The 23,468-nt window shown below is 40.5% G+C and carries 22 protein-coding genes; 4 read left to right on the forward strand and 18 right to left on the reverse strand.

Annotated features, from left to right (window positions below; genetic code table 11):
• The gene (locus tag BM291_RS14455) at window positions 1-600 is read left to right on the forward strand and encodes a hypothetical protein (protein WP_092898667.1); all 600 of its coding nucleotides are present in this window, start codon (window positions 1-3) and stop codon (window positions 598-600) included.
• Window positions 601-664: 64 nt separating this feature from the next.
• On the opposite strand, the gene BM291_RS14460 is transcribed toward BM291_RS14455, so the two are convergent.
• From BM291_RS14460 to BM291_RS14480, 5 genes are all read right to left on the reverse strand, one after another.
• On the reverse strand, window positions 665-1,177 hold the full coding sequence (locus BM291_RS14460; RefSeq protein WP_092898669.1) for a hypothetical protein: 513 nt from the start codon (window positions 1,175-1,177) through the stop codon (window positions 665-667).
• A 204-nt stretch (window positions 1,178-1,381) separates the two neighbouring features.
• A complete protein-coding gene (locus BM291_RS14465) occupies window positions 1,382-2,827 on the reverse strand; it encodes a TrkH family potassium uptake protein (RefSeq protein WP_092898671.1) in 1,446 nt (481 codons plus the stop codon).
• A gap of 3 nt (window positions 2,828-2,830) precedes the next feature.
• A complete protein-coding gene (gene trkA / locus BM291_RS14470) occupies window positions 2,831-4,177 on the reverse strand; it encodes a Trk system potassium transporter TrkA (RefSeq protein WP_092898673.1) in 1,347 nt (448 codons plus the stop codon).
• Window positions 4,178-4,591: 414 nt separating this feature from the next.
• Window positions 4,592-5,836: a DNA recombination protein RmuC gene (locus tag BM291_RS14475; RefSeq protein ID WP_092898675.1), complete on the reverse strand. Its 1,245-nt coding sequence runs from the start codon at window positions 5,834-5,836 to the stop codon at window positions 4,592-4,594.
• Entirely contained in the window at window positions 5,826-6,824 is a 999-nt protein-coding gene (locus BM291_RS14480; protein ID WP_175499710.1) for an alpha/beta fold hydrolase, read from the reverse strand. Before BM291_RS14480 ends, BM291_RS14475 begins: the two co-directional genes overlap by 11 nt.
• A gap of 96 nt (window positions 6,825-6,920) precedes the next feature.
• Here BM291_RS14480 and BM291_RS14485 point away from each other — a divergent pair, with 96 nt between their 5' ends.
• The 3 genes from BM291_RS14485 to BM291_RS14495 all read left to right on the forward strand — a co-directional run bounded on the left by BM291_RS14485 (window position 6,921) and on the right by BM291_RS14495 (window position 9,872).
• Entirely contained in the window at window positions 6,921-8,150 is a 1,230-nt protein-coding gene (locus tag BM291_RS14485) for an Nramp family divalent metal transporter (RefSeq protein ID WP_092898677.1), read from the forward strand.
• A 120-nt stretch (window positions 8,151-8,270) separates the two neighbouring features.
• Complete coding sequence (locus BM291_RS14490; RefSeq protein WP_092898678.1) at window positions 8,271-8,708, forward strand: hypothetical protein; 438 nt, start codon at window positions 8,271-8,273, stop codon at window positions 8,706-8,708.
• A 372-nt stretch (window positions 8,709-9,080) separates the two neighbouring features.
• Window positions 9,081-9,872 (forward strand): hypothetical protein, encoded by a 792-nt coding sequence (locus BM291_RS14495; RefSeq protein WP_175499711.1) that lies wholly within the window; start codon window positions 9,081-9,083, stop codon window positions 9,870-9,872.
• 314 nt (window positions 9,873-10,186) lie between these two features.
• On the opposite strand, the gene BM291_RS14500 is transcribed toward BM291_RS14495, so the two are convergent.
• The 13 genes from BM291_RS14500 to BM291_RS14560 form a co-directional block, all read right to left on the reverse strand.
• On the reverse strand, window positions 10,187-11,368 hold the full coding sequence (locus BM291_RS14500) for an MFS transporter (protein WP_245786886.1): 1,182 nt from the start codon (window positions 11,366-11,368) through the stop codon (window positions 10,187-10,189).
• Window positions 11,365-12,384: an L-glyceraldehyde 3-phosphate reductase gene (gene mgrA, locus BM291_RS14505; protein WP_092898680.1), complete on the reverse strand. Its 1,020-nt coding sequence runs from the start codon at window positions 12,382-12,384 to the stop codon at window positions 11,365-11,367. The genes BM291_RS14500 and mgrA overlap by 4 nt, the downstream gene beginning before the upstream one ends.
• Before the next feature lie 23 nt (window positions 12,385-12,407).
• A complete protein-coding gene (locus tag BM291_RS14510; protein WP_092898681.1) occupies window positions 12,408-13,742 on the reverse strand; it encodes a YfcC family protein in 1,335 nt (444 codons plus the stop codon).
• 14 nt (window positions 13,743-13,756) lie between these two features.
• Window positions 13,757-14,878 carry a serine hydrolase domain-containing protein gene (locus tag BM291_RS14515; RefSeq protein WP_175499712.1) on the reverse strand — a complete coding sequence of 374 codons (1,122 nt, stop codon included), beginning with the start codon at window positions 14,876-14,878 and terminating at the stop codon, window positions 13,757-13,759.
• Window positions 14,879-14,986: 108 nt separating this feature from the next.
• Window positions 14,987-15,913 carry a DUF5996 family protein gene (locus tag BM291_RS14520; RefSeq protein WP_092898683.1) on the reverse strand — a complete coding sequence of 309 codons (927 nt, stop codon included), beginning with the start codon at window positions 15,911-15,913 and terminating at the stop codon, window positions 14,987-14,989.
• Between the two features lie 49 nt (window positions 15,914-15,962).
• Window positions 15,963-16,661 carry an SIR2 family NAD-dependent protein deacylase gene (locus tag BM291_RS14525; RefSeq protein WP_092898684.1) on the reverse strand — a complete coding sequence of 233 codons (699 nt, stop codon included), beginning with the start codon at window positions 16,659-16,661 and terminating at the stop codon, window positions 15,963-15,965.
• A 193-nt stretch (window positions 16,662-16,854) separates the two neighbouring features.
• On the reverse strand, window positions 16,855-17,514 hold the full coding sequence (gene trmB, locus BM291_RS14530; protein WP_092898686.1) for a tRNA (guanosine(46)-N7)-methyltransferase TrmB: 660 nt from the start codon (window positions 17,512-17,514) through the stop codon (window positions 16,855-16,857).
• On the reverse strand, window positions 17,515-18,846 hold the full coding sequence (locus tag BM291_RS14535) for a bifunctional folylpolyglutamate synthase/dihydrofolate synthase (protein WP_092898688.1): 1,332 nt from the start codon (window positions 18,844-18,846) through the stop codon (window positions 17,515-17,517). It lies immediately after the preceding gene.
• 3 nt (window positions 18,847-18,849) lie between these two features.
• Window positions 18,850-19,806: an energy transducer TonB gene (locus BM291_RS14540; protein ID WP_092898690.1), complete on the reverse strand. Its 957-nt coding sequence runs from the start codon at window positions 19,804-19,806 to the stop codon at window positions 18,850-18,852.
• Between the two features lie 6 nt (window positions 19,807-19,812).
• Entirely contained in the window at window positions 19,813-20,202 is a 390-nt protein-coding gene (locus tag BM291_RS14545) for an ExbD/TolR family protein (RefSeq protein WP_092898692.1), read from the reverse strand.
• A 4-nt stretch (window positions 20,203-20,206) separates the two neighbouring features.
• Window positions 20,207-20,893 carry a MotA/TolQ/ExbB proton channel family protein gene (locus tag BM291_RS14550; RefSeq protein ID WP_092898694.1) on the reverse strand — a complete coding sequence of 229 codons (687 nt, stop codon included), beginning with the start codon at window positions 20,891-20,893 and terminating at the stop codon, window positions 20,207-20,209.
• A gap of 1 nt (window position 20,894) precedes the next feature.
• Window positions 20,895-21,680 (reverse strand): hypothetical protein, encoded by a 786-nt coding sequence (locus BM291_RS14555; protein WP_092898696.1) that lies wholly within the window; start codon window positions 21,678-21,680, stop codon window positions 20,895-20,897.
• 68 nt (window positions 21,681-21,748) lie between these two features.
• Complete coding sequence (locus BM291_RS14560) at window positions 21,749-23,467, reverse strand: TonB-dependent receptor (protein WP_092898698.1); 1,719 nt, start codon at window positions 23,465-23,467, stop codon at window positions 21,749-21,751.
• Window position 23,468: the final 1 nt, after the last annotated feature.

Raw genomic sequence — 23,468 nt, forward strand, 5'->3', positions numbered from 1 at the left:
ATGAACACAACCAACAAACTTTACCTCATCGCCCTAGCAGTGGTTTCATTTGCCTTCTCTAGCTGTACCAGCGAAGACCCCGTTTCAGAAAATGACGGAGAATTGATCACTGATGTCACACTGACTTTTCAGGAAATAGATGCAAATGGAAATGCAGTCGGCGCATCTTTTGACTTCACCGCTTCAGATTCCGAAGGAATTGAAATTGGCTCTACTCCAACAGTTGAAACCGTTACGCTGACCAAAGGAAAAAGATATGAAATGTCCATTGACGTATACAATTCAGTAGCTAGCGAAGACATCACAGAGGAAATTAGAGCTGAAGGTGATGAGCACCAATTCTATTTCTTAGGCTCAGCATTCACCAGTTCTCCGTTTCTATCTTACGAATACAATGATGAGGGAGCTGAGATAATCGGCCTAAAAGGAATCGTGACTGTTCAGCAAAGCCCAGGCTTTACTACTGCAGATTTCCAACTATTACTTCGTCACGCTTTGGATAAAAACTATCCTGGTGCAGAAAATCCTAATTTTCAGGATTACGCTAAAGCAGGTGGAGAGACTGATTTAGACATCACTTTCCCAGTTGTAGTACAGTAATATTTTAAGTTTACAAACACAAAAAGCAGCTCTAGAGCTGCTTTTTGTGTTTAGGCATGTTACTCTAAAAATTCGGTGAGCAACTTGTCATGAGTGTAGCGTCAAACTTTAGGTTCTCATTGACATTGGAGCCAATATTACCTGCCACCAAGATCACTTTGTAATCTGGTCCTTCACTAGCTAAATGCACCTTCACGTGTCCATCAAAGGTCTTCATATCTTCAAAACTCAACTTTGTTCCATTCATTAATGAGCCTAGTAGCGTCTTGCTTTGAAGGGTAGCTCCACTCACTGGATTTAGCATAAATGCCATGGGAGCTTCTGGATTAGTATAATCTCCGAAATGCAAATGCGCCGGAAATGTAGTGGCACCAGTACTTTTTGCACCTACCAATTGTAAAATCAATTCTAAATTCCCGTCAGTTAATTCTCTGATAGTAAGTGTGCCAGTATATTCATAATCACTGGCCTTATTCAATTGATATTCCAGCTTCTGTCCTGTGTAAAGCTCAGGATCATTCTCACTACATGCTCCAAAACTCATTAAAATTAGAAGTCCAAAAATTATATTTCGCATAGATCAGTCTTTGGTAGCTCAACGGAAAGAGAAATCATTCTGTTCGATAATCCTAAAATTATCAATTCAATTGGAATACTTCTGCTTTTAAGAATACTGACAGTCTTTTTACTGAATGATTACTATAAAGAATTCTGCCAGTAGCCGAATTATATGAGGTCGGTAGACCAAAATTTCATACCGTTGACTATGGACTGTTGAAAATTAATTTGCTCTCCAGAAGAAAGGAGTAAATAAAATCAATAAAGTATAGAGTTCTAATCTTCCCAGTAGCATGATCACAGAAAGGAAGATTTTAGCAGCAGGCGAGAAAAACGCAAAATTATCCACTGGCCCAACTGATCCTATTCCAGGTCCCACATTCGCTAAACAGGTCGCTACAGCTCCAAATGAAGTAACCAAATCATATCCCATCAGTGAAAGTGCCAAAGAACCTAGGACAAAAGTCAATAGGTAAATCAGCAAGAAATTCATGATGTGTGTGATGATTCTACCTGTAACCCGATCACCATTTATGATCAAAGGAACAATTGCTCTTGGGTGCACCAAGCGCTTGAACTCCAGCCATGAATTCTTGATAAATGTTAGGTGTCTCACGAACTTGATTCCACCCGCAGTAGATCCAGCACAACCACCTATAAAAAGCAACATAAAACAGATAAAGGTCACTCCTTCACTATACTGCGTGTAATCATCCGTCACAAATCCTGTAGTAGTAACAATAGAAACTACCTGAAACAGTGACTTCCTAAATGCCAATTCAGGATCAATACCCGTAGCTGCTATCGGGAAATAAAGAATAACAGCAACTCCAAGTAGAGTTAACCCATATGTTTTAAACTCATCACTCTTCAGTACTCTCTTGAATTTACCAATCAAGCCAAAGTAAATCACCGTGAAGTTGGTACCCGCCAAAAACATAAATAAAATGGCTACATATTGAATGAAAGCCGAATCATAATACGCCATGCTGGCATTCTTGGTGGAGAAACCACCTGTTGCCAATGTTGTCAGCGCATGATTTATTGCATCGAAGAAGTTCATTCCTCCGGCCCAATAAAGCAGCATTGCCAACACGGTAAGGCCTACGTATACATACCACAGTCTCTTAGCTGTTTCTGATATTCTTGGGTGTACCTTATCAGAAGTTGGCCCTGGCGATTCAGCCACAAAGAGCTCAATTCCACCAATTCCCAACAGTGGAAAAATAGCTACAGTCAATACGATTATTCCCAAGCCACCAATCCACTGAGTCATACTTCTCCAAAAAAGCAAGCCCTTAGGCATCGCTTCAATATCAGTTAAAATAGAAGCTCCCGTGGTCGTAAGGCCAGACATGGTTTCGAAAAGCGCATCTTCGAAACTGACAATTTCATGACTCAAAATATAAGGAAGCATCCCAAAACCAGCCATAAAAACCCAGCTCAAGGCTACTATCAGGTAACCTTCTCGTTTTCTGATATTTTGGTCTTGCTTAGAAAAAGAAAAGAAAAGCGTCATTCCGATGATCATGGTGATCACAGCAGAACTCAGTACTGGCCAAGGATCCTCATTGAAATGAAGGGAAAATCCAACTCCAGGAAGCATCAAAAGGGCTATTAGCACCAAGAGTGCGCCCATGATCTTCCCTATTTCTTTGAAATGAATCATGCCTTAATGAAACAATTTTTCAAGTGCATTCTTAGCCTCAGGTAAGGCCAAAACAATTGCCTTATCATTCAAATCAAGCTGAAAATCTCCATCTGGAATAAAAACCTGCTCTCCTCGGATAACTCCCGCTACAATAGCTGAATCCGGAAAATGAAGCTCTCTAAGTGGATTCTTAATCAATCGGTTATTCTTACAAACTGAATACTGGATAAACTCAGCATCCACCCCATAAATACCAGATACGGCTTCTACAGTACCTTTTTTCAGGAATCTAGAAATCTCATTTGCCGCTACCAGCTTTTTATTAATCAGCGAATCCACTCCTATACTATGTGAAATATGAATGTATTCCCGTGTATCAACGTGAGCGATTGTCTTATAAACGCCATGATTTTTGGCGGTCAAACTCGCAATAATATTCGTTTCAGAAGACTCTGTCAAAGCAAGGAATGCATCCATCTGCTCCAAGCCTTCTTCAATTAGAAGCTCTACATTTTTGTAATCACCTTGGATCACAAGAGAGTTCTTAAGGTTTTCTGCAAGCCATTTACAGCGTTCTTTATCTTTATGAACAAGTGTCACACGGAAGTGATCTTCAAGTCTAAGTGCAGTAGTCAGAGCCATATCATCGCCACCGATGATCATCACATTTTTAATCGTGTGCTTCACCTGACCCAGAACTTCCATGATCGTCTGTGTATTTTTCTTGTTGGAGATGAAAAATACATGATCATTATTACGAATAATCGTGCTACCACGAGGTATGATCGTCTTTTGATCTCTTAAGACAGCAATGATCCGTATATCTTCAAAAATCGGATTAGACTTGGTGTCCATGATACGCTGATTGACCAAAGGATTACTTTGATCCAGCGTGATACCTACAATATTCAGTTTCCCTCCTTCAAAGTCAAAAACCTCCGTAAAACTGGAGTTCTCGATCATATTGAAGATATGCTTGCTACAAAGCATAGTCGGTGAAATCAAATTATCAATCCCAAGATTTTGGAAATAGGACATGTTGTCTGGCTCCATATAGGAGTGATTTCTGACTCTTGCCATCACTCGCTTAGCTCCCAATTGCTTAGCCAAAACGGCCGTCACAATATTGGTTTTCTCCGAGGTAGTCACCGCAAGTACCATACTGGCCTTGTTTACATTGGCGCGCTTCAGAACTTCAAACGATGTCGCATCCCCTTGCACTGTCAAAACATCAAGTTTGGAAGAGACATAGTCCAGGACTTCTCTGTCTGTATCGATCAGTGTGATGTCCTTATTATCGTAACTTAATTGCTCAGCGAGGTGGTAACCCATATCCCCAGCGCCTGCAATCACAATATTCATCCCCATAGAGGTAATTCAGGTGATTTTTGAATTGGCAAAAATAAGTGCTTTCTAAATGGTAATCAGTTATTAAGCTATTTCTTTTGTGCCTGACAGGTCAAAGTAACAAAGCTAAAATAGAAAAACTCAATTTTTGAGAGGTTTTTCAAAGTGACTTTCACCACGAAGTGCACACCATTTTTCGCAAATGCGACAGCTCTAATGAGTGCTCAGACACAGGAATAGAACAGTTATCTTTATTCATTTTGATTGAAAAACTGATCTTTCCCGCCTTTTACTTTTCGCTTTCAACTTCTCACTTCTCAGTCTGACATGACTGAAAACTGAAACTGCACCACCCAACTACTCCTGAGAACTGCTCACCGCCACTAGTATTAACCACTTTTCAATTTTCACTTCAGACTTTTCATTTCTCACCGCTTACTCATCAAGCAGCTTGCTACTCTCCGTCTCCGGCAATTCTTGGATATCCTTTAATTTCCTCTGAATCACCCTTGTCCTAGCTCCTACCAGCTTATCCAATTCGGAATTGGCCTCCGTTAGCTTCTTTTGGGTCCTTTCTATCAGTTCCCCAAACTTCCCAAACTCAGTCTTGATTGCTCCCAAAATCTGCCAAACCTCAGAACTTCTCTTTTGGATTGCAAGCGTCCTAAAACCCATCTGAAGACTATTGAGAATTGCAGAGAGAGTCGTTGGCCCTGTGACAAGCACTTTATAATCCTGTTGTATTTGTTGCGTAAGCCCAGGTTCACGGAGAATTTCAGCATAGAGACTTTCTACTGGGAGAAAAAGTATGGCAAAATCCGTAGTGTATGGTGGATGAATATACTTGTTCTGTATATCCTGAGCTGCTTTTTTTACAGCTTTAAATAGCTCATTTCGATTAATTTCTATTTCTGGTTTCGAGGCAATCTCATATGCATCTACTAACCTTAAGTAAGATTCCTGAGGAAATTTAGAATCTATAGGCAGTAAAATCGGCTCCGTTTGCCCTGGCATCTTTACAGCAAACTCCACCCTTTCACGAGTGCCTTTTCCTACAGAAGCGTTAAGCACATATTGATCAGGCGAAAGCAAATTCTCCAAAATCGCCTGCAACTGATATTCTCCCAGTACGCCACGGCTTTTCACGTTTGTCAATACGCGCTTCAGATCTCCTACTCCTGTTGCGAGACTTTGCATTTCGCCCAAGCCCTTCTGCACGGCCTGAAGCTGATTACTAACCATCTCAAATGATTGCCCAAGGCGGGTTTCCAGCGTTTTCTGAAGTTTTTCATCCACTGTCTCACGGATCTTTTCCAATCGCAATTCAGTCGTTTTCATCAGATCCTCTTGGCGGCGATTCAGTTCATTAAACTTCTCTCGTTGAAGCGTGTTGAATTCTTGAACGTTCTGGCGAAAGACTTCCCCAAAGGATTTCAACGCTTCATTTTGATCTTTGGAATTAGCGCGAATGCTATTAAAAACCAACTGAAACTGATTGGTTAGATTCTCGCTCGCCTCTCTCCGTGATTGCGCCAAAGCTATTTCTAGCTCTTTACTCATTCTAGCTAGTTCAGTTTGCAGAAAGGCTTTTTCCTGATCATTATTCTTTCGTAGGAAAAATAAAACCAGAAAAATCACTTGAAGAATAATTACAAGAATTATCAAATACTCAATCGGCATACGTCATCAGTTTGGGTTGTTGAAAGTAGTCGTTTCGTACTTCCACCCCTAAAAATGATAGATATTTCGCGACAGACTCCGTCGGTATTTCTTCCATAGGCACATGGCCTGCATTTTCAAAAACAATCAATTTAGACCCTGGAATGGCTTTTTCTAAGGTATATGCCTGCGTCACAGGAATCCAAGAATCTTCTTCACCCCACATGATCATGGTCGGCATAGTCAAGCGATCAAAGTCAATCCTAGACTCACGCGGAGCAGCCAATCTGTCCAAAGTTGCTTTCCGATTGCCCTTACGGCGCATCAGTTCATAGTAGCGATCAATATCCCGTTCTGTGATTTTACTTGCATCTGAATAAACTTGCTTCATATTCATCGCAAATAGAAAGCGAGGTGTACATTTCAGTAGTAGCTTGGAGAAAATTGGGTTATTAGCCAAACTGAAAACCCAGGCTCCACCGGGTTTAGTATTTCCTTCTACCGTTTGCTTAGGTGCTCCTGCTGCATCGATTAGATTCAGAGAAAGTACTTTGTCTGGTCGAGTAGATGCGACTTGCATAGCTACAGCTCCACCCATAGAGCTTCCTGCCAAATGGAATTTATCCAAGTTCAATTTCTCAGACAACCTCAAAACCAACTGGGAATAATCAGTCAAACTGTACCGCTTCTCATCATCTGGCCCCGTAAGACCATGTCCAGGAAAATCAATCGACACAGTTAGAAAATATGGGCTAAGCTCTTGCTGCCACACATCCCAAGTATGAAGAGATGAAAAGCTTCCATGCAAAAGAAAAATCGGATCACCCTCCCCCATTATCCGCACATGTACATTGATTCCATCAACTTCTATAAAATGTGATTGGGCAGTCCCGTATTTCTCCTCAATTTCATGAGCAGGGATATCACTTCTGAAAATGAGTAGTAGAAAAAATATACAAGCCAGAGCCAAGACGACTAAAACTTTTAAAATTCGTTTGATCCAAAGCATAAAATTCGGCTTTTTTGAGTTTGTGATTAATCTAGCCCGATGGGAAAAAGTACAAAAATCTACCCGTTTCTCTTTCTATGCTACTAAAGAAACATTGTGAGTTTTAAATCATTTTTCAAAAACCTCGGGCCTGGCCCCATTATCGCCGCAGCATTTATTGGCCCGGGAACGGTTACAGTTTGCACGCTTGCTGGGGTGAACTTCGGTTTCTCATTACTATGGGCGCTGGGATTATCTATCATTTCTACCGTTGTTTTGCAGGAAATCTCAGGAAGACTTGGCTTAGTCACAGGTCAGGATTTAAGCCAGTTGATTCGAAATCAAAAAGGGAAACCGTTGTTTAGGTATTTTTCTATGGGATTGGTTTTGATAGCTATTGGTCTCGGAAATGCGGCTTATGAGTCAGGAAATATCTCTGGCACAAATCTGGGGTTACAGGTTTTCTGGGCGGCCCCAATCGTAAACCTTGCTGGATTTGAGGTGCTTACTGGTAATCTAATCCTTGGAGCATTTGCATTTATTTTACTGTGGATCGGTAATTACAAAGCATTGGAGCGTGTGCTAGTAGGTTTGGTGATATTCATGTCCATTGCTTTTACAGCCGCAGCTATACTTACCAAACCAGATTGGTCAGCTGTATTTGCCGGCTTCCTCCCTAGATGGAATGACGACAATCTTCCAACCTTAGTCGCTTTGATCGGAACCACCGTAGTGCCCTACAACCTATTTCTTTATGCCAGTTTGGCTAAAACAAGATGGTCTGGATTTGCAGACATTCCCTGGATGCGAAAAGACATCGCTATTTCAATCATTCTTGGAGGACTGGTTTCGATGGCGATTTTGATGGTAGGGGCTGCTAATTCAAGCAGTGAAATCACCAGCGCTATTGACGTTTCTAAAGGCTTGGAAGGTGTTTTCGGTAGCTTCGCAAAGTACCTGATGGGGTTTGGATTAATGGCTGCCGGGCTTACTTCCAGCATTACCGCGCCACTGGCAGCGGGATTAGTCATCTGCGGGATATTGGGTTGGAGTCAGGAGATCCGTTCTAGCTCTATGCGTGCATCGATGGGAATCATCGTGGGACTAGGTTTAGTTTTCGCTTCTCTAGGAATCAAACCTGTACAATTGATCACCCTGGCTCAATTGGCAAATGGCATTCTTCTTCCACTTATAAGTGGTTGGATTATCTGGATTGCTTCGCAAAAGGAAATCCTAGGAAACTTCCGAAATAAACCAAGACAAACTGTTATCGCTGGGGTAATCTGGCTGGTGACTTTGATCTTGGGATTGAAGAGTATTCTGGCGGTGCTTGGAATATCAATGTAGTGTTCTCTCGGGGCGGCAAGTAATTTTGACCAATAAAAATTTAATCATAAGTCAAACCTTCATCAGACTATTCCAGTATAACTACTATTTACTTACTACATCTTTTTTAAGTGCAAATCCATGAAACGACTACTACTTCCTCTTGTGCTTCTTATTTCTTTTACTTCCTGTTTAGACAAAAATGATCCTAATACTTTTCTAGCGGGTAAATGGAAATTACGCTCAATCGAGAGCGCTTGGACAAGTCATGTATTTGAGGGTTCAGATATGGTATACACTCAAACATATAGGTTCAATTACGATGGCACTTTTATAAAAACTCAAAATTCAGAGGACGGGAATTTTGAAGCAACTGGCACTTATACTACCACTCCGCGACAAGAACTTTCATCTCCAGATGTTCGGTTTTATCTTGACCTAGTATATTCTGATGGAGACCCCATTGCTGGTGACTGCTATGGATTGGACCAGGAACATTTAGTCGTGAAGAATAACAAGCGAATAAGAAATACTTGGGGTGAGTGTGATGGCTCCATTTTAACCTATGAAAAGAAGTAAAGCTCTACCCCTACATTTGATCTCTTTTCATATAAATACAAGTTGATCACCCCTCCTTTTTTTAAATAGTAACTAAGAATAATCCACTTATTGCCAATTCACGTCCTAAAAACCTCCTGTTTTTAGAGAAAATACGACTTTTTATAGGCTAGTGTTATTAATAAAAAAGCTCACTTTTCGACAGAAAATTGTTAATACAACAACTTTTCTCGAAGAGATTTATAAAATCTGCATTTTCTGCACCACTTTATTAAAAGTAAGTTTTTACCTGCTGAATCCTGAAAAATAAAATTTTCTCTCTTATATATGGGTTTGAACAAAATATTTTTTTAAATTATACGAAAGCGCAATTAACCCTTAACCCTAATATTCATGAAAAAGCTATTACTTTTCTTTGTTTGTGGGATGCTTTGGGTAAGTAGTCTCAAGGCTCAACAAACGCAGTACATGGTATTCGAATTTGTCAAGGTTGATAACGATCAACTTTTTGATTATATCGAGTTTAAAGATCAAATGGAAAAAGTATACAGGCAGGCTCTAAACGACCGCCGTATCAAAGGCTGGGATTTCTGGTCACTCCAGTCCGGAGCTGATCATTCAGACTTTCAGTACATCATGGTCACTTATTATGATGACCCAGTGAAGATGATGAATGGATTGGACGAGCAGTCAATGATGGAATACACCAAAATTGCCTACCCACATCTAAACAGCATGCAAGTCAGCAAAATGTTTCAGGAATCTCTAGCTATGCGGGATATGCCTATGAGACTATACATGCGGGAAATCTCAGAAACAAACGACAAGTTCCAGATGAAACCTGGTGTACTAGCTTCTTTTGACCTAATGAAAGCCCGAGAAGGCAATTTCGAAGCTTATGAAGAAGCAGAATCACAGATTTTCAAGCCAATCCATCAGAAATTCGTAGAACAAGGATTAATGGGACACTGGAGTTTGTTAAGGACGGCTCTTCCTCTAGGATCAGAAGCAAAATCCACTCACTTGACCATGAATGTCTATAAAGATTACATGCAGTTTTTCAATGCGCAATCTTATGAAGACATGAATCAAACAGAAGAACAGAGAGTAGCTGTAAATGAAGGTCTAAACTCTAGAGATCAAAAATGGGTTTACCTCGCAACATTAGAAAACGTAGTTCGATAGTCCGGTTGTAACTTACGTAAAGAGGCTTCGAAAGAGGCCTCTTTTTTTGTTTTATAACCACATAGGAGAAAGTTCTCATAGATTAGAAATGTTACCTGATCTTCCTATAAGTCGCTACTACGACTTTTGTGGTAAAGATTTTTTCACCACAAATGGAACAAAGGACATAAAGTTTTTAAAATCTACAGATTACAATGTTTTCTATGTCACTATGCGGTAATAAATGATCAATTCTCAATGGTCAAATTCAATGGTCAAAGAAAAGGATCATAATTTAATCTTCAAACTCAATGGTCAAGGAGATATCCTGAGGTTTAAAGAACCTCCCTCCGATCATACAACCTAAAAAGTATCAGTCCAATCACTGGCCCTATAAATAGCAAAGCTAAAACCTGATCAATATGAATCCATTTCAACAGGAACTGAGCTAGTTGAATACTGCCAATGGATATCGCAAAACCCATTGAATTCACTAAAGTAAGCGCAGTTCCACGGTATTCTGCAGGTACACTTTGGGCGACTAAGGTAGAAAACTGAGGTGAATCAGCTGTCACTAAAATCCCCCATACTAGTAACAAACCTATCCATGCCCAACTTGGTAATCCAGGTGCAAATAATACCAAAACACAGCAAACCCCTGAGCCAATAAGCGCCCACTGAGCTACCTTTTTACTACCAAATCGTTCAGCTATTCCTCCACCTATTGCACAAGAGATCCCTCCTATTGCTATCACGAAAAACGAGAGTAAACTATCCTCAGGCAGGATTACCTCATTTCCATTCAGAAAGATGATTAACATAGGCACGAATGCCCAAAAAGTATACAACTCCCACATATGCCCAAAATAGCCTGAAGCAGCACTTTTCAGCGCTTTTATCTTCGAGAGCTTAGGTAATAAACTTAGGTCAAATTTTGAATTGACCTTGTGAAAAGGGCCATCTGGAACAAAGAAACCAACGATCACCCCTCCTAGCAAGACTAAGCCCGAGGTAAACCAAAGCACTATTTTCCATGAGAAATTTAAATCTAAGCCTTTTAAAAGATGAGGAAATGCAGTGCCCAAAACCAATGCGCCTACCAAGAAACCTAGCGCAGCACCTAACCCTTTTTGATAATAATCAGCCGCGATTTTCATTCCTACAGGATAAATACCAGCTAGGAAAAAACCAACCATAAATCTACAGACAAGCACAGAAGTAAAGTGCAATGGTAGTATGATAATCAGCAGATTAAAGCAAGCCGCAAAAACAGAACTGAAAAAGAATACATCACTTGGAGAAAAGCGATCTGGCACCGAAAAAAAAGCAAAAACCAGAGTACCGAGTATAAAACCAAATTGGACTACCGATGTAATGCTTGCCAAAATCCCCGGTAATTCAAGTAATTGGCTGATTTCGGGAGCTACAGCATTACCTGCAAACCACAGCGAAGTGCCTAAAAATTGAGCAATTACGATCAAAATCAAGGCACTTCGAGATGTTATTTGAGATTTCAAGCTCCTAGAATTCCTCTAATAGTTTGCACTTCTTCAGCACTGAAAACAGAATTCCTCACTGCAGCTACGTTATCATCCAATTGCTCTGGTTTGGAAACTCCAACCAATACAGAAGTGATTCGCTGGTCTTTCAGCAACCAAGCAATTGCCATTTGTGCCAGTGTTTGCCCTCTTCCTATTGCAATATCATTAAGCTTCGAGATCATATTGATTTTTTCGTCAGAGATCTGCTCTGCTTTCAGGTATCTACCATCCTTGGCAGCGCGAGAATCTGCTGGAATTCCTTTCAGGTATTTATCTGTAAGTAGTCCTTGCTCCAGCGGAGAAAAAGCAATGCTTCCTACGCCTTTTTCTCCCAACACGTCCATAAGTCCATTTTCAACCCAACGGTCGATCATGGAGTATCTCGGCTGGTGGATTAAGAGTGGTGTACCCAAACGCTCCAGAATCGCATAAGCTTTCGCAGTATCTTCAGCAGAGTACTGAGAAATCCCCACATATAATGCCTTGCCTTGTCTCACTAGTAGATCAAGTGCTCCCATCGTCTCCTCTAGTGGAGTATCTGGATCTGGTCTATGATGATAGAAAATATCCACGTAGTCCAGCCCCATTCTTTTCAAGCTTTGGTCACAACTTGCTACCAAATACTTTTTGGAACCGTAGTTCCCATAAGGACCAGGCCACATATCCCAGCCAGCTTTAGAGGAAATAATTAACTCATCTCGCAAAGTAGAGAAGTCCTTTTTCAGCATTCTACCGAAATTTTCTTCAGCAGAACCAAATGGAGGCCCATAATTATTTGCCAAATCAAAATGACAAATACCAAGGTCAAAAGCTCTACGAAGAATAGAACGTCCTAGTGTGAAGTCTGCGTTATGACCGAAATTATGCCATAAACCAAGGCTAATTTCTGGTAACATCAAGCCGCTATTTCCGCATCGGCGGTACTTCATTTGATGGTAGCGATCAGCTGCAGGCTGATAAGGTAAAAGTGGTGAATGATCGTTAATGTCCATTAATTATAGGTTTGAGTTATTGTTTAACCGAACCAAATTAGAGCGATTAAAACTGAAATCAAACCTAATCCCATAAGAAGTAACCAACTTTTCCATATGTAACTGATCCAATGATTATACTTGATCCCGGCGGCAGCAAGCACCGCCATCATCCCTCCATTTGTAGGCGTCATGAGATCCATTAAACCACAGGCATACTGATACGTCAGCACAGCTATTTGTCTAGAGATGCCCAATAAGTCCATCAATGGCACAGCAAGCGGGGTAGTTAATACAGCTTGACCTGAAGTACTCGGTACGGGAATGTGAATAATTGCTTGACTTAGGTACAAACCTACAGCAGCCAACTGTATAGGCATACGCTCAAGGGGCTCAAACATCGCCTGAATCATCGGATCAACACTAGCTGTATTCTGCAAAATCAAATAAACACTCCTTGCTAATCCCACTATTACTCCGGCAAATATCATTTCGCTAAAGCCGGCTGTATATACTCTAGCTGTGCCATTGAGCCCTAATTTGCCTATCAATCCACAGCTAAACCCAACGACAAAAAATAACGCACTCATTTGATTATAGTCCCAATCTCTATAGATAATTCCCCAGGCCATTACAGCTACCCCACTGAATGTCAAAAATAAGATCACTGCATGCTGAAGTGATATTTTCACTGCTTTCAATTCATAAACTTCAGAAACGGCAGTTTTCATTTTCCCATACTTAATATGATAACTACACCAAATAAAGATAGCCATAGCTAGGAAGACTAATCGATACGCTAATCCTTCTGCGAAATCAAGTTCAGCGATGTTCTGTGAAAGCAAAGAGCCAAAGGGATTGAATGGCGAAAAACTTGCTCCTACAAGGGCCGAACCTAAGGCTAATGCGATAATAGACCGAATATCGTAATTGATTTTCTTCGCCAAAATCACCAACACTGGTGCCATGGCAATAATCTCCTCCTGCATCGCAATCGTACTGCCGCAAAAAGCAAAGACAATTCCTATGATATAAAGAAGCAAGTACTGTCTACTTCGAAACCGATAAATAAGAGCTTCAATACCAACTTGAAGTGCACCAGTTTTTTCCACTACGTAGAATGCTCCTCCTATTAGCAAAATCAACACAACAATATCAGCCCCTAGAATAAACCCTTCTGGTATAGATAGGGCTATCTCATATAAGCTTGCATTGTGATCTTCTACTGTATGAAAACTTCCCGAAACAATTATCTCTCTCCCAGTCTCAAGATCCAATACTCTATCATAACTACCAGATTGAATAAAATAGCTAGACAAGCCTGCCAGTAAAACAAAACCTACTAGGATAATGATTGGGTGCGGGAAAGATAGTTTCATACTAACATCACTATTTATGGATTGATATAGGATATAATTTGCCTAGCAATTTCAATTCTAAAATCCTCCTTGTCTCTGGAATTCGAAAACAGAAAAATACCAGTTTCGGCTTCTTTGGAATAAAACAAGAGGCTAGAATATCCTGCCTGTCCGCCATAGTGTCCGAGCCATTCTCTGCCTTCAATTTGAGTCTTCTGAAAACCTAACGGAACCTTACTCTCATCAATAGTGAGCCAGTCCAATGGTCTTCGGAAAGCTCCACTTTGTCCCCGCAGCAAATGAGTAATAGCTATGCTCATATCTTTTGTGGTGGTAATCAGACCAGAGGAAGGAGAAGGAAGTATTGGGAAGTTGATCCTTTTAGGCTCAATCCTTTTCCATATAAATGTCTTCTGATACCCTGTGATTCCATTATCCTCTAGAGGCCAAGCTGTAACAAAGTCAGAATCTGACATTCCAGATGAAGCCAGCACACCATTTTGGATTAGTGAATGAAAATCACGGTCTTCATATTGACTGAGCAAAAATCCAAGTAAGTCGTAATTTGAATCCGCATAGTTATAACCGACAGAATCTGTATGATAGGTGGATGAGTTCTGCAAAAACTCTGCACCCCAATCCTGCAATACTTGAGATTTTGAGGTCGAAAAAATCATTTCAGAAAAATTCTTATCGCGAACACCTGACTCGTGAGTCAAAAGATCTTGAAATCGGAGTTTGGAAAGAGATGATGATTTGAATTTTCCTTTCAATTCTAAAGAAGACACTGGATCATCGGGAGAAATCCCATTGTCACTTAATGTATTCGCCAGTGCCAAAGCAGTGAACAATTTGGAAACTGAGGCAACCACAATTGCACTTTCTACCATCAAAGAATCCTTGGTTGCTAGATTTTTATACCCAAAAGCATTCAAATAGATGACTTCGTCATTCTTCACTACAGCCACGGATATACCAGGCAATAGGTATGTTGACATGGCTTGATACAAAATAGAATCAATGCCTATGGATTCGGATGTCACTTCAGAAATAGGAATATTTCGGACTTTAGGATAGCTATGCCACCATTCCCATGCAATAAATAGAGCGATCCAGAAAACCAAAACAGCCGATAAGATCTTGATTTTCTTGTTCATTGAGGAAACTACTTTGGGCCAGGTGATACTAGCCATTTATTGAAAATTCCATGAGCATAAGATTTTCTTATCCTGAAAGATTGGAATACACCACTTAAAACTCTTCTTCTACATGTGCGAGAAATCGCAATCAAGATTCTCCCGATCCCAGTTACCCAACTGTGCAGCAGCGTCGTAGGTACTTTGCAAAAACTCTAGAAGCATCTCATTAGGAGCGGAGGATTTTCTCACATCATCGTAATTCAGCATAAACTCGCCCAAGTCTTTACTCCAATAGGCCTGCTCAGGTGAAACTTTAGCATGCTGAAAATCAGGATAATTCGGATAGCAATACGCGTAGAAAATAGGAGTTTTGAAAGCTTCACTCCCCGGCCAAAAACCAACACTAAACACTTCATGGGAATAGGCTTCTTGCATTACTGCTAGTGGGATATTTGGAACCTGACCAGAAAACTCAGGAGCTTTACTGCCAGAAAATCGCGTGTATGCCAAATCAAAAGAACCCCAAAAGAAGTGTATAGGGCTATTTTTACCTGTAAATTTTGTCCTGAATACGCCAAATACATTCTGAATATGAACTAGCGTTTTCCAGAGATTTTGAGCTGCGTTAGCTTGGTAAATTAGCCGTTTCTTATTCTTTGAAAATGGAATAGGATCTGGGATTTCATTTGGAATGGAATGAATTTTCACATCAATTCCCAAAAACCTCAGCTTTTCCATTAATTGCTCATAGAAGCTAGCAACCGTCTGCCCTCCCAACTCAAAACGGTCCTGTGTACCGTTGCTGGTTTTTATTCTTAACTCGTGATGAATGAAGTCAAATTTGATATCAAAAACTCCATTTTCATAAGGGATAAGACCTGTTGTCAACCCCTGTGAATCGACATAGAGTGACACATGCCAAGAATGGTTTTGCCAAGGCGATTTTTTGAGCCGCACCTTGCCCACGATCTGTGTCCAATGATGTAGCAGATAAATGGTGTCTTTACTATCTTCAAATTGAAGTATTGGCCAAGAATTCTTTTTAGGTGCCATAAATAAAAGTTTATCTCTCAATTTATAGGTTTTCCGTGCTGAACAAAAATTAAATCTCAGTCTTTAGCATTTTTTCAAGAGTCTTTATGCCAGAAGTAGCATTTTCCGAGATATAAAAAACCTTTTTACCTAAACCAACCGCAGGATTGACTGGATCAATCAAAAAAATTCTGCTGCTAGTAGGAACGTAATTCACTAAACCTGCCGCTGGATAAACTTGCAACGAAGTCCCTATCACTACCAAAATGTCTGCCGTAGCGACAATTCCTATGGCTACATCCATCATGGGAACTTGCTCACCAAACCAGACAATATGAGGGCGCAACTGACTGCCTTTCTCACATGTATCACCTTCTTTGATTTCCCAATGGTCCAGCTCATAAACCAAATTCGGATCCACTGAACTTTGAGCCTTTTTCAATTCTCCATGAAGATGAATTACGGTGGAAGAACCAGCTCTCTCATGTAGATCATCGACATTTTGAGTGATGATGGAAATTTTATAATCCTTTTCCATTTCAGCTAATATCAAATGGGCCTGATTTGGCTCGCATTCGAGTAATTGCTTTCTGCGTTGATTATAGAAATTCTGTACGAGTTCTTGATTTCTTTGCCAACCTTCGGGCGAAGCCACTTCCATCACTTCATGACATTCCCAAAGTCCACCCGAATCTCTAAAAGTTTTGATTCCACTCTCTGCAGAAATACCCGCACCGCTAAGAATTACCAAGTGTTTCTTACTGCTCATGGGTTATTGGGATTTTGGATCTTGTAAATTTCGAATGAACACTAGTTAATCTACCTAATTCCCCGGAGATTAACGCTGAAAAGGATCGCTGATAATCGCAGATTATTCCATAGCGATCAAAGTAAATTCACCGAGTCAATTGCGCAAATCTGTGTCATTTATCCGCGAAGCTCTGCGGGAAATCTAATCAATCTTAAATAAACCTGCACTTGAGGTATTTGATCTTTTCCCCCTTATCAGAAAACATCTTTTCATAGCGAGTTTGTATCCCAAAGTGATCATCCTTCCATTCAGATTGATAGAAATCATGAGTAAATCCGATCACTTCTATATCTACCCTGCTTTGAAAAAGCTCTAGAGAATAATTAAATAAGTCAGTATTATCGGTTTTGAAGTGTAAAAAGCCATCATTCTTTAGCATGGGCTTATACATTTCCAAAAAGCGAGGTGAAGTCAATCTACGTTTCTCATCTCCATCCCGAGGAAATGGATCTGGAAATGTGATCCAAAGTTCAGAAATCTCATCTGAAGCAAAATATTTCTCTAGAAGCTCAATTTGAGTTCTAAGAAAAGCAACATTGTGAATTCCTTCAGCGGTGGCAGTAGAACTACCTTTCCATATTCTGCTGCCTTTGATATCAACTCCAATAAAGTTCTGATGAGGGAAATTACGAGCCAATCCCACAGTGAATTCTCCTCTACCACAGGCTAATTCTACGACGATTGGATTAGGATTTTGGAACTGTACTTCATTCCAGTTTCCTTTGATCGTTTCAAAAAGTGGCTTACCAGCCTGGATTACATTTGGATTCTCGTCGTTCTCTTGGAAGCGAACCAGTTTTTTTCTACTCATCTAAAGCTCTTCGATTTCTGCAACCACAAAAGTACTCCCTCCCACAAAAATCAAGTCATCTTCCGCTGCATTTTTTCTAGCAAATGCTAAAGCTTCATTAATATCAGGAATAATCTCACCTTTCAATCCCACAGAAACAGCCTTTTCTGCTAATTGATCAGCTGGCAAAGCTCTAGGAAGTTTGGCTTCGCAAAAGACATAGTTGGCTGATTTTGGTAGCAAAGAAAGAACTTTAGAGATATCCTTATCCTGAACCATCCCCAACACAAGCCAAAGTGTCGCATAAGAGTAGGTCTCCAATTGGGCTAGGATCTCCCGAAAACCAGCTTCATTATGCCCTGTATCACAAATCACCGTTGGATTAGATGACAGCGTCTGCCACCTACCTTTCAGGCCAGTTAACTCCGTGACATTTTTCAACCCTTCCAAAACTGCTTCATTTGGCAAATCCCATCCCAAATCCCTCATCTGAGCTACTGATTCTAGAATGCCTGGAAGATTGTATTTCTGATAGTTTCCATTTAGCCCGAAAATCAGATCAATCGTTTCCTCTCCCTGTGCGGTGGTCTGTGTCTTCACAGACCACTTTGACTCTTCACTAATGACAACTTTATATTTGGTTTTGCCTTCCTCTTCAGCGACTTTATAAGCTATCCAGTCTTCATCGGCAAAAGTGACTGGAGCGTTCATATCAGCAGCTTTATTCATGAAGACATCTTTTGTTTCCTCATGAGTCTCGCTAATCACCACAGGCACATTTTTCTTAATAATTCCAGCTTTTTCTCCTGCAATCAATGGAAGGGTATCTCCAAGAAATTGCACATGATCAAAACCTATATTCGTGATCAAAGAAAGCTCAGGCGTGATAATATTCGTGCTATCGAAATTCCCACCCATACCGACTTCTATGATAGCGATATCCACTTCCTCCTGCACAAAGTACCAGAAAGCCATCCCCACAGTCATTTCGAAAAAGCTAGGCTTCAATTCATCCAGAAAGCCTTGGTTTTCTTCCACAAACTTTACGACTAGCTCAGGACTAATTTCCTGGCCGTTTATTCTTATTCTTTCGGTGAAAGATTTGAGATGTGGTGAGGTATAAAGTCCAGTTTTGTAACCTGCACTTTGAAAAATAGCAGCTAAACTATGAGAAGAACTTCCCTTTCCATTGGTGCCTGCTACGTGAATAGATTTGAATTTTAATTCTGGATTCCCGAGATGATCACAAAGCAAAATAGTACTTCTAAGATCCTTCCTGAAAGCTGAAGCTCCCACTCGCTGGAACATGGGAAGGGAGTTAAACAAATAATCCAGCGTCTCCTGGTAATTCATTGCTTAATCTACCTTAATGACAAACGTGATTTTACCTGAAGAAAACTCAGCAGCTGCGCCACCCTGTTTTTTAAAAGATATCTGATTTACTACCTGACGGTAATAAGCCAACACATCATTTGACACATTATATTCCAACGGAACTGCCTGCACTACTCTTCCCAAATCGTCAATGGTGATTTTAAAAACTATTCTACCGTTGCGAGTAGATACTCTATCATTGATATTTGGACGCTGCGCAAAATCCCATCCAGCAAGGTCTAGACTATATCCGTCACCTGAATTAGCCCCTTTTCCAGAACCTACTCCCATGATAGCTCTGCCGTCAACTGTTCCTTTTGGGTCACCTTCATCGCCTTTCTCGTTGGAAGTTCCTTGAGCTCCGCCAGATGCAGGCTTAGTTCCAGTACCTGAAGTACCACCAGCTCCGAATATCGCTCTTTGATCAATTTTCGGCTTTTCAGGTGCTTTTTGCACTGTCTCTTTCTCCTCAGCTTTTGCTGGGGTTTCCACAGGTTTAGCAGCCTCCTTCTTTACTGGTTCTGGTTTGATGGTTTGTTCCGTGGCTTTCTCCTCACCTCTTATTGGAGATGGTTTTGTGGTCACCGCTTTATTAACCGATGGCTTTGGCTGAGCTTTAGGTTTGGCTGTTTCTGTCTTAGGACTAGGCGCCGGAGTGGCTGGTTTTGTCACTGCTTCAGCTATTTCTCCCGGAGCAGCAGCTTCTACTACTGGTGTTGGGGTTTCTGAAGGAGCATTTGGACTATTTCGTTCGCCAGAGCCTGTTGGAGTAAAACCAAGATTAAGCTCTAGACCGAATGTAGGTAATGGTGGAACAGGCTGCTTCCAAACCACAATAAAATAGAGCGCAATCAAAAGCAACACGTTGAAGATAATTGTGATTACCCACGATTTTTTCTTGCTTTCGTTCTCTATTTTTTCTGCGTTCCAGTATTCCATTGCCTATTAGAATGGTTTTGTTGCGATTGAAACATTTGCTTCCAATCCTGCTGCAATTCCTCCGATCTCCACTAAGTACTCCACTGGAACATCTTTGTCTATGTGCAACACGACTTGACCTTTCTTATCCTTTAGTAAAGAAGTCAATTCTCCCTTGATTTGTTCCCTTGGGACAATTTTGTCATTGACAGAATACTTAAGATCCTTAGTGATCGTAACGCTAACTTCCTGCATAATGATATCCGAAGTTTCGCTGGAAGGTAAGTTCACAGGCAAACCTGAAGGAGTGATGAAGGAAGAAGTAAGCATAAAGAAGATCAACAACAGAAATATAATATCTGTCATCGATGACATACTAAATGCTGGATCTACTTTATTTTTAGCCTGAAGTCCCATGGTATTAGTCTTGAAGCAAATCAATAAATTCTATCGAAGAATATTCCATGTTATGAACAAGCTTCGACACTTTTGATACTAGATAGTTATAACCCAAGTAAGCAATAATACCTACTACCAAACCTGCGGCAGTGGTGATCATCGCTTCATAGATGCCTTCAGATAGAAGCTTTGGTGAAACCATCCCTTCCTCTTGTGCTATCGCAATAAATGCTTGAATCATACCGGCAACCGTTCCCAAGAAACCAATCATAGGCGCGGCACCAGACACCGTTGCCAGGAGATTCAAGTTTTTCTCCAACTTGTAAATCTCTATTTTACCAACGTTCTCGATAGCTACTTCAATATTCTTCAAAGGCGAACCAATACGCTCAATTCCTTTAGCAATCATGTTTGCAACCGGTGTATGTTCTCCAGCGCAAAGGATTTTAGCTTTTTCTGTCTGACCACTCTGCACCAATACTTTCACCTGATCCATGAGATGCGAGGAAGTTTTGGAAGCTTTATTGAGTGTGATCAATCTTTCTACAAAGATGAAAATTGCCAGAATGAACAGTAAGTAAAGCGGAACCATCATGTATCCGCCTTTGATTAAAAGATCAAGAAGGCCTATGTTATCTTTGGTGGCACCCATCGCCAGGCTATCTGCTGCAGAAAATGTGTCTGTAGAGAGCGTTTGAAGTAAAATCATATTAATATTTCAAAATCCATAAATCTTCCTTGTACTGGTCTTTGATTCGAGCTAGCTCTTCATTGATGGCTGTCCAGCCTCTCGAAGTCCCTATTGCCAAACGATAGTTTGTGACGTCTTCGTATGGTGTAATCAGGTAAATCGTCTCTGCTCTATTCTTATATTGCTCTGCTTCCTCCAAAGCCATAGCTTCATTAGGAAGGCTTCCCACTATAATAAAGAATTGAGGTCGATCAGCTTTTTCTGTAACGCGAACCAAAGTTCCAGACACCCTAGACGCAATAGTTGTACCAGTTTGAGCTGATTCAGCGACAGGTGTAACAGAACTTATAGAATCTGAAATATTATCTTGATTGTCAATTACTTGTGTTTCTTCACTTAGGGTGGAATTGACCGCTACTTCATCATTTTCCTTAGCGGCTACACCTTCTATAGACTCAGAAATAACCGCACTAGAATCTTGAGAGGTAACTACAGACTTATTCATTTGCCAAATTATCACTATGACTACAGCCAAAGCCAAGATTGCAGCAATCCAAACCCAAGAATTGCTGGATTTTTTTTCCTCAATTTTATATTCAGATCTGGAAACTTTCTCACTCTCCACCAGTGAAGGTTTAATAGCTTGAATAGTCTTCTTTTTGACTTCTGCCACATCTATTGGGGCAATTTTCTCCTCCTCTTTCTTAGGGATTTCGGCCTGAGCCAAAGGAACAACTTCTACATATGGAAGACCATAGTCCTTAGAATCAGTCCAATGCTTATTATCTGTGGTTTTACCAGTCATTGCTTTCGGGGAATGTTACGAAACTAAATGAATTGAGTCTAAACCCCAACCCAAAGCATCAAACTATCTTAGAATTTAAAGGATGCTCCTCCTATAAACTGAATACCTCTTACTGGATAATTCAACCAACGCATGTTTTTACCATTCAGGATATTATTGCCTTCGGCAAAAATTGAAATTCGATTGGTGATCCCATAATCAGCTTTCAGTTGTAGATCTGCTATAGTTTTCAAGTTGACTACATCATACGGCCCGCTGTATCCTACAACATCGCTCAAATCACGTCCACGAGCTTTTATACCGCCCATCAAATTCAAATTTGCTTGTACAATCAATCGTTCAAGAGGCGTCACCTGATTATTTATTCTCAATTCCCAAACAGGTTTATTCCAAGCTTCAGCCTGTGTACTTAGATCATATTGGTACAGATCCAACCTACTGTTAAGCGAGTACATGTCTGAGAACTTGTACCCCAACTCAGCATTGATATTGTAAACCGTGGTTTTGTCGTCATATACCAAACTAAATCTCGCCGAATCAGTAGTCACCAAATTACTGGTGTAATTATTCACAAAGAAGTGAAGCTGATTGTAACGGCTCACATTGGCAGCGGCACGATAGCTGAAAGCTCCCTGAAACTGACCTACTATCCCAGCCTCAAATTTGTAATTCTGAACTGTATTAAGCAATTGCTCACTTGGTCCCAAATATGGATTTTCATTTACAAAGCTGTAATAAGTGTTTCGCTTCACATCGCCTGAGAACTCCGCGAAAAAGCCAAACTCTTCAGCAAACTGATAATTGGCTTTTAGAACAGGAAATACATGAAAATCACTTGCTTTATTTTCCAAAGAATCATTTTCAGAAACTAGATTGACTCCCGCCGTGAAATTAAACGCTTCATACTTGTAAGAAATAGTAGGACGTATAGCAAAATAAGTTCGCTTCAATGAATAGTTTAGATCCTCAGGATTAGTACTGAAATAGGAAAACCCAACTTTACCAGCCCAATCATCTGTTGGTCTGAATGTCCCGCTTGCCTCAACTCCAATCTGATTTTCTTTGACTAGGTAGCTATCAGTGAAATTTCTAAAACTCAACTGACCTTCATAAGAAAAAGGACCAACTTTCTCAAGCTCTCTTATCCCGGCTTTCACCTCAACAGCTTGAAGAACATTACTATCGAACCCTTTAAAGGCTCCATTGTCATCAAGTGTATATCTAGGATCTAAACCATAAAACTGGTAACTGTCCTGATTCCAACTAATGCCACCAAAGACCTCAAATAGATCTGTAAAGTAACTTCCGTCAAAACCTAAATTCGTGTGAGATTCCTTGGATTCTTCAGCTAACACTGGGCCTTTTCCAAAACTCTGATGATTCAACTGCAATGAATAATTGAAATCAGCAATGTCTATCCCCATGTATCTGGCCTCCAAAAGTGGAGATGCAAAATTGCCATAGCCTGCGCGTACATATCCTGGAAATAACTCCATTCGCTCTGGCGTATAAACCTTCTGAGAAGGCTCAGCTTTCAAATCCAATGGTTTCAAATTTAATGGATAGCTGGTCACTAAATATCTGTATTCATTCATTCCTGTTGGCTTAGGTAGCACAGGCAGTTTCTCGTACATTCTTGGTTGTACTGGCACCGTGAGCACACGGTCTTTTCGGATTACAAATTCCTGATCCGTGACAGCTCCCCTCTGTTGGGTTTGTGCCATGACCAAACCAGATGTCAAACCGATAATTCCTGTAAAAAGGATAGTTGTCGCTAACTTTTTCATG

Origin of the sequence: Algoriphagus aquimarinus, assembly GCF_900112005.1 — a bacterium.
GTDB lineage: Bacteria > Bacteroidota > Bacteroidia > Cytophagales > Cyclobacteriaceae > Algoriphagus > Algoriphagus aquimarinus.

What these genes read in the sequence shown, in the direction of transcription:
- trkA (WP_092898673.1), bottom strand. Translation starts at nt 4,177, where the DNA reads ATGGGGATGAATATTGTGATTGCAGGCGCTGGGGATATGGGTTACCAC.
- mgrA (WP_092898680.1), bottom strand. Translation starts at nt 12,384, where the DNA reads ATGGACATTAACGATCATTCACCACTTTTACCTTATCAGCCTGCAGCT.
- BM291_RS14560 (WP_092898698.1), bottom strand. Translation starts at nt 23,467, where the DNA reads ATGAAAAAGTTAGCGACAACTATCCTTTTTACAGGAATTATCGGTTTG.
- BM291_RS14480 (WP_175499710.1), bottom strand. Translation starts at nt 6,824, where the DNA reads ATGCTTTGGATCAAACGAATTTTAAAAGTTTTAGTCGTCTTGGCTCTG.
- BM291_RS14510 (WP_092898681.1), bottom strand. Translation starts at nt 13,742, where the DNA reads ATGAAACTATCTTTCCCGCACCCAATCATTATCCTAGTAGGTTTTGTT.
- BM291_RS14495 (WP_175499711.1), top strand. Translation starts at nt 9,081, where the DNA reads ATGAAAAAGCTATTACTTTTCTTTGTTTGTGGGATGCTTTGGGTAAGT.
- BM291_RS14475 (WP_092898675.1), bottom strand. Translation starts at nt 5,836, where the DNA reads ATGCCGATTGAGTATTTGATAATTCTTGTAATTATTCTTCAAGTGATT.
- BM291_RS14515 (WP_175499712.1), bottom strand. Translation starts at nt 14,878, where the DNA reads ATGAACAAGAAAATCAAGATCTTATCGGCTGTTTTGGTTTTCTGGATC.
- BM291_RS14540 (WP_092898690.1), bottom strand. Translation starts at nt 19,806, where the DNA reads ATGGAATACTGGAACGCAGAAAAAATAGAGAACGAAAGCAAGAAAAAA.
- trmB (WP_092898686.1), bottom strand. Translation starts at nt 17,514, where the DNA reads ATGAGTAGAAAAAAACTGGTTCGCTTCCAAGAGAACGACGAGAATCCA.
- BM291_RS14465 (WP_092898671.1), bottom strand. Translation starts at nt 2,827, where the DNA reads ATGATTCATTTCAAAGAAATAGGGAAGATCATGGGCGCACTCTTGGTG.
- BM291_RS14455 (WP_092898667.1), top strand. Translation starts at nt 1, where the DNA reads ATGAACACAACCAACAAACTTTACCTCATCGCCCTAGCAGTGGTTTCA.
- BM291_RS14550 (WP_092898694.1), bottom strand. Translation starts at nt 20,893, where the DNA reads ATGATTTTACTTCAAACGCTCTCTACAGACACATTTTCTGCAGCAGAT.
- BM291_RS14525 (WP_092898684.1), bottom strand. Translation starts at nt 16,661, where the DNA reads ATGAGCAGTAAGAAACACTTGGTAATTCTTAGCGGTGCGGGTATTTCT.
- BM291_RS14545 (WP_092898692.1), bottom strand. Translation starts at nt 20,202, where the DNA reads ATGGGACTTCAGGCTAAAAATAAAGTAGATCCAGCATTTAGTATGTCA.
- BM291_RS14520 (WP_092898683.1), bottom strand. Translation starts at nt 15,913, where the DNA reads ATGGCACCTAAAAAGAATTCTTGGCCAATACTTCAATTTGAAGATAGT.
- BM291_RS14460 (WP_092898669.1), bottom strand. Translation starts at nt 1,177, where the DNA reads ATGCGAAATATAATTTTTGGACTTCTAATTTTAATGAGTTTTGGAGCA.
- BM291_RS14555 (WP_092898696.1), bottom strand. Translation starts at nt 21,680, where the DNA reads ATGACTGGTAAAACCACAGATAATAAGCATTGGACTGATTCTAAGGAC.
- BM291_RS14535 (WP_092898688.1), bottom strand. Translation starts at nt 18,846, where the DNA reads ATGAATTACCAGGAGACGCTGGATTATTTGTTTAACTCCCTTCCCATG.
- BM291_RS14490 (WP_092898678.1), top strand. Translation starts at nt 8,271, where the DNA reads ATGAAACGACTACTACTTCCTCTTGTGCTTCTTATTTCTTTTACTTCC.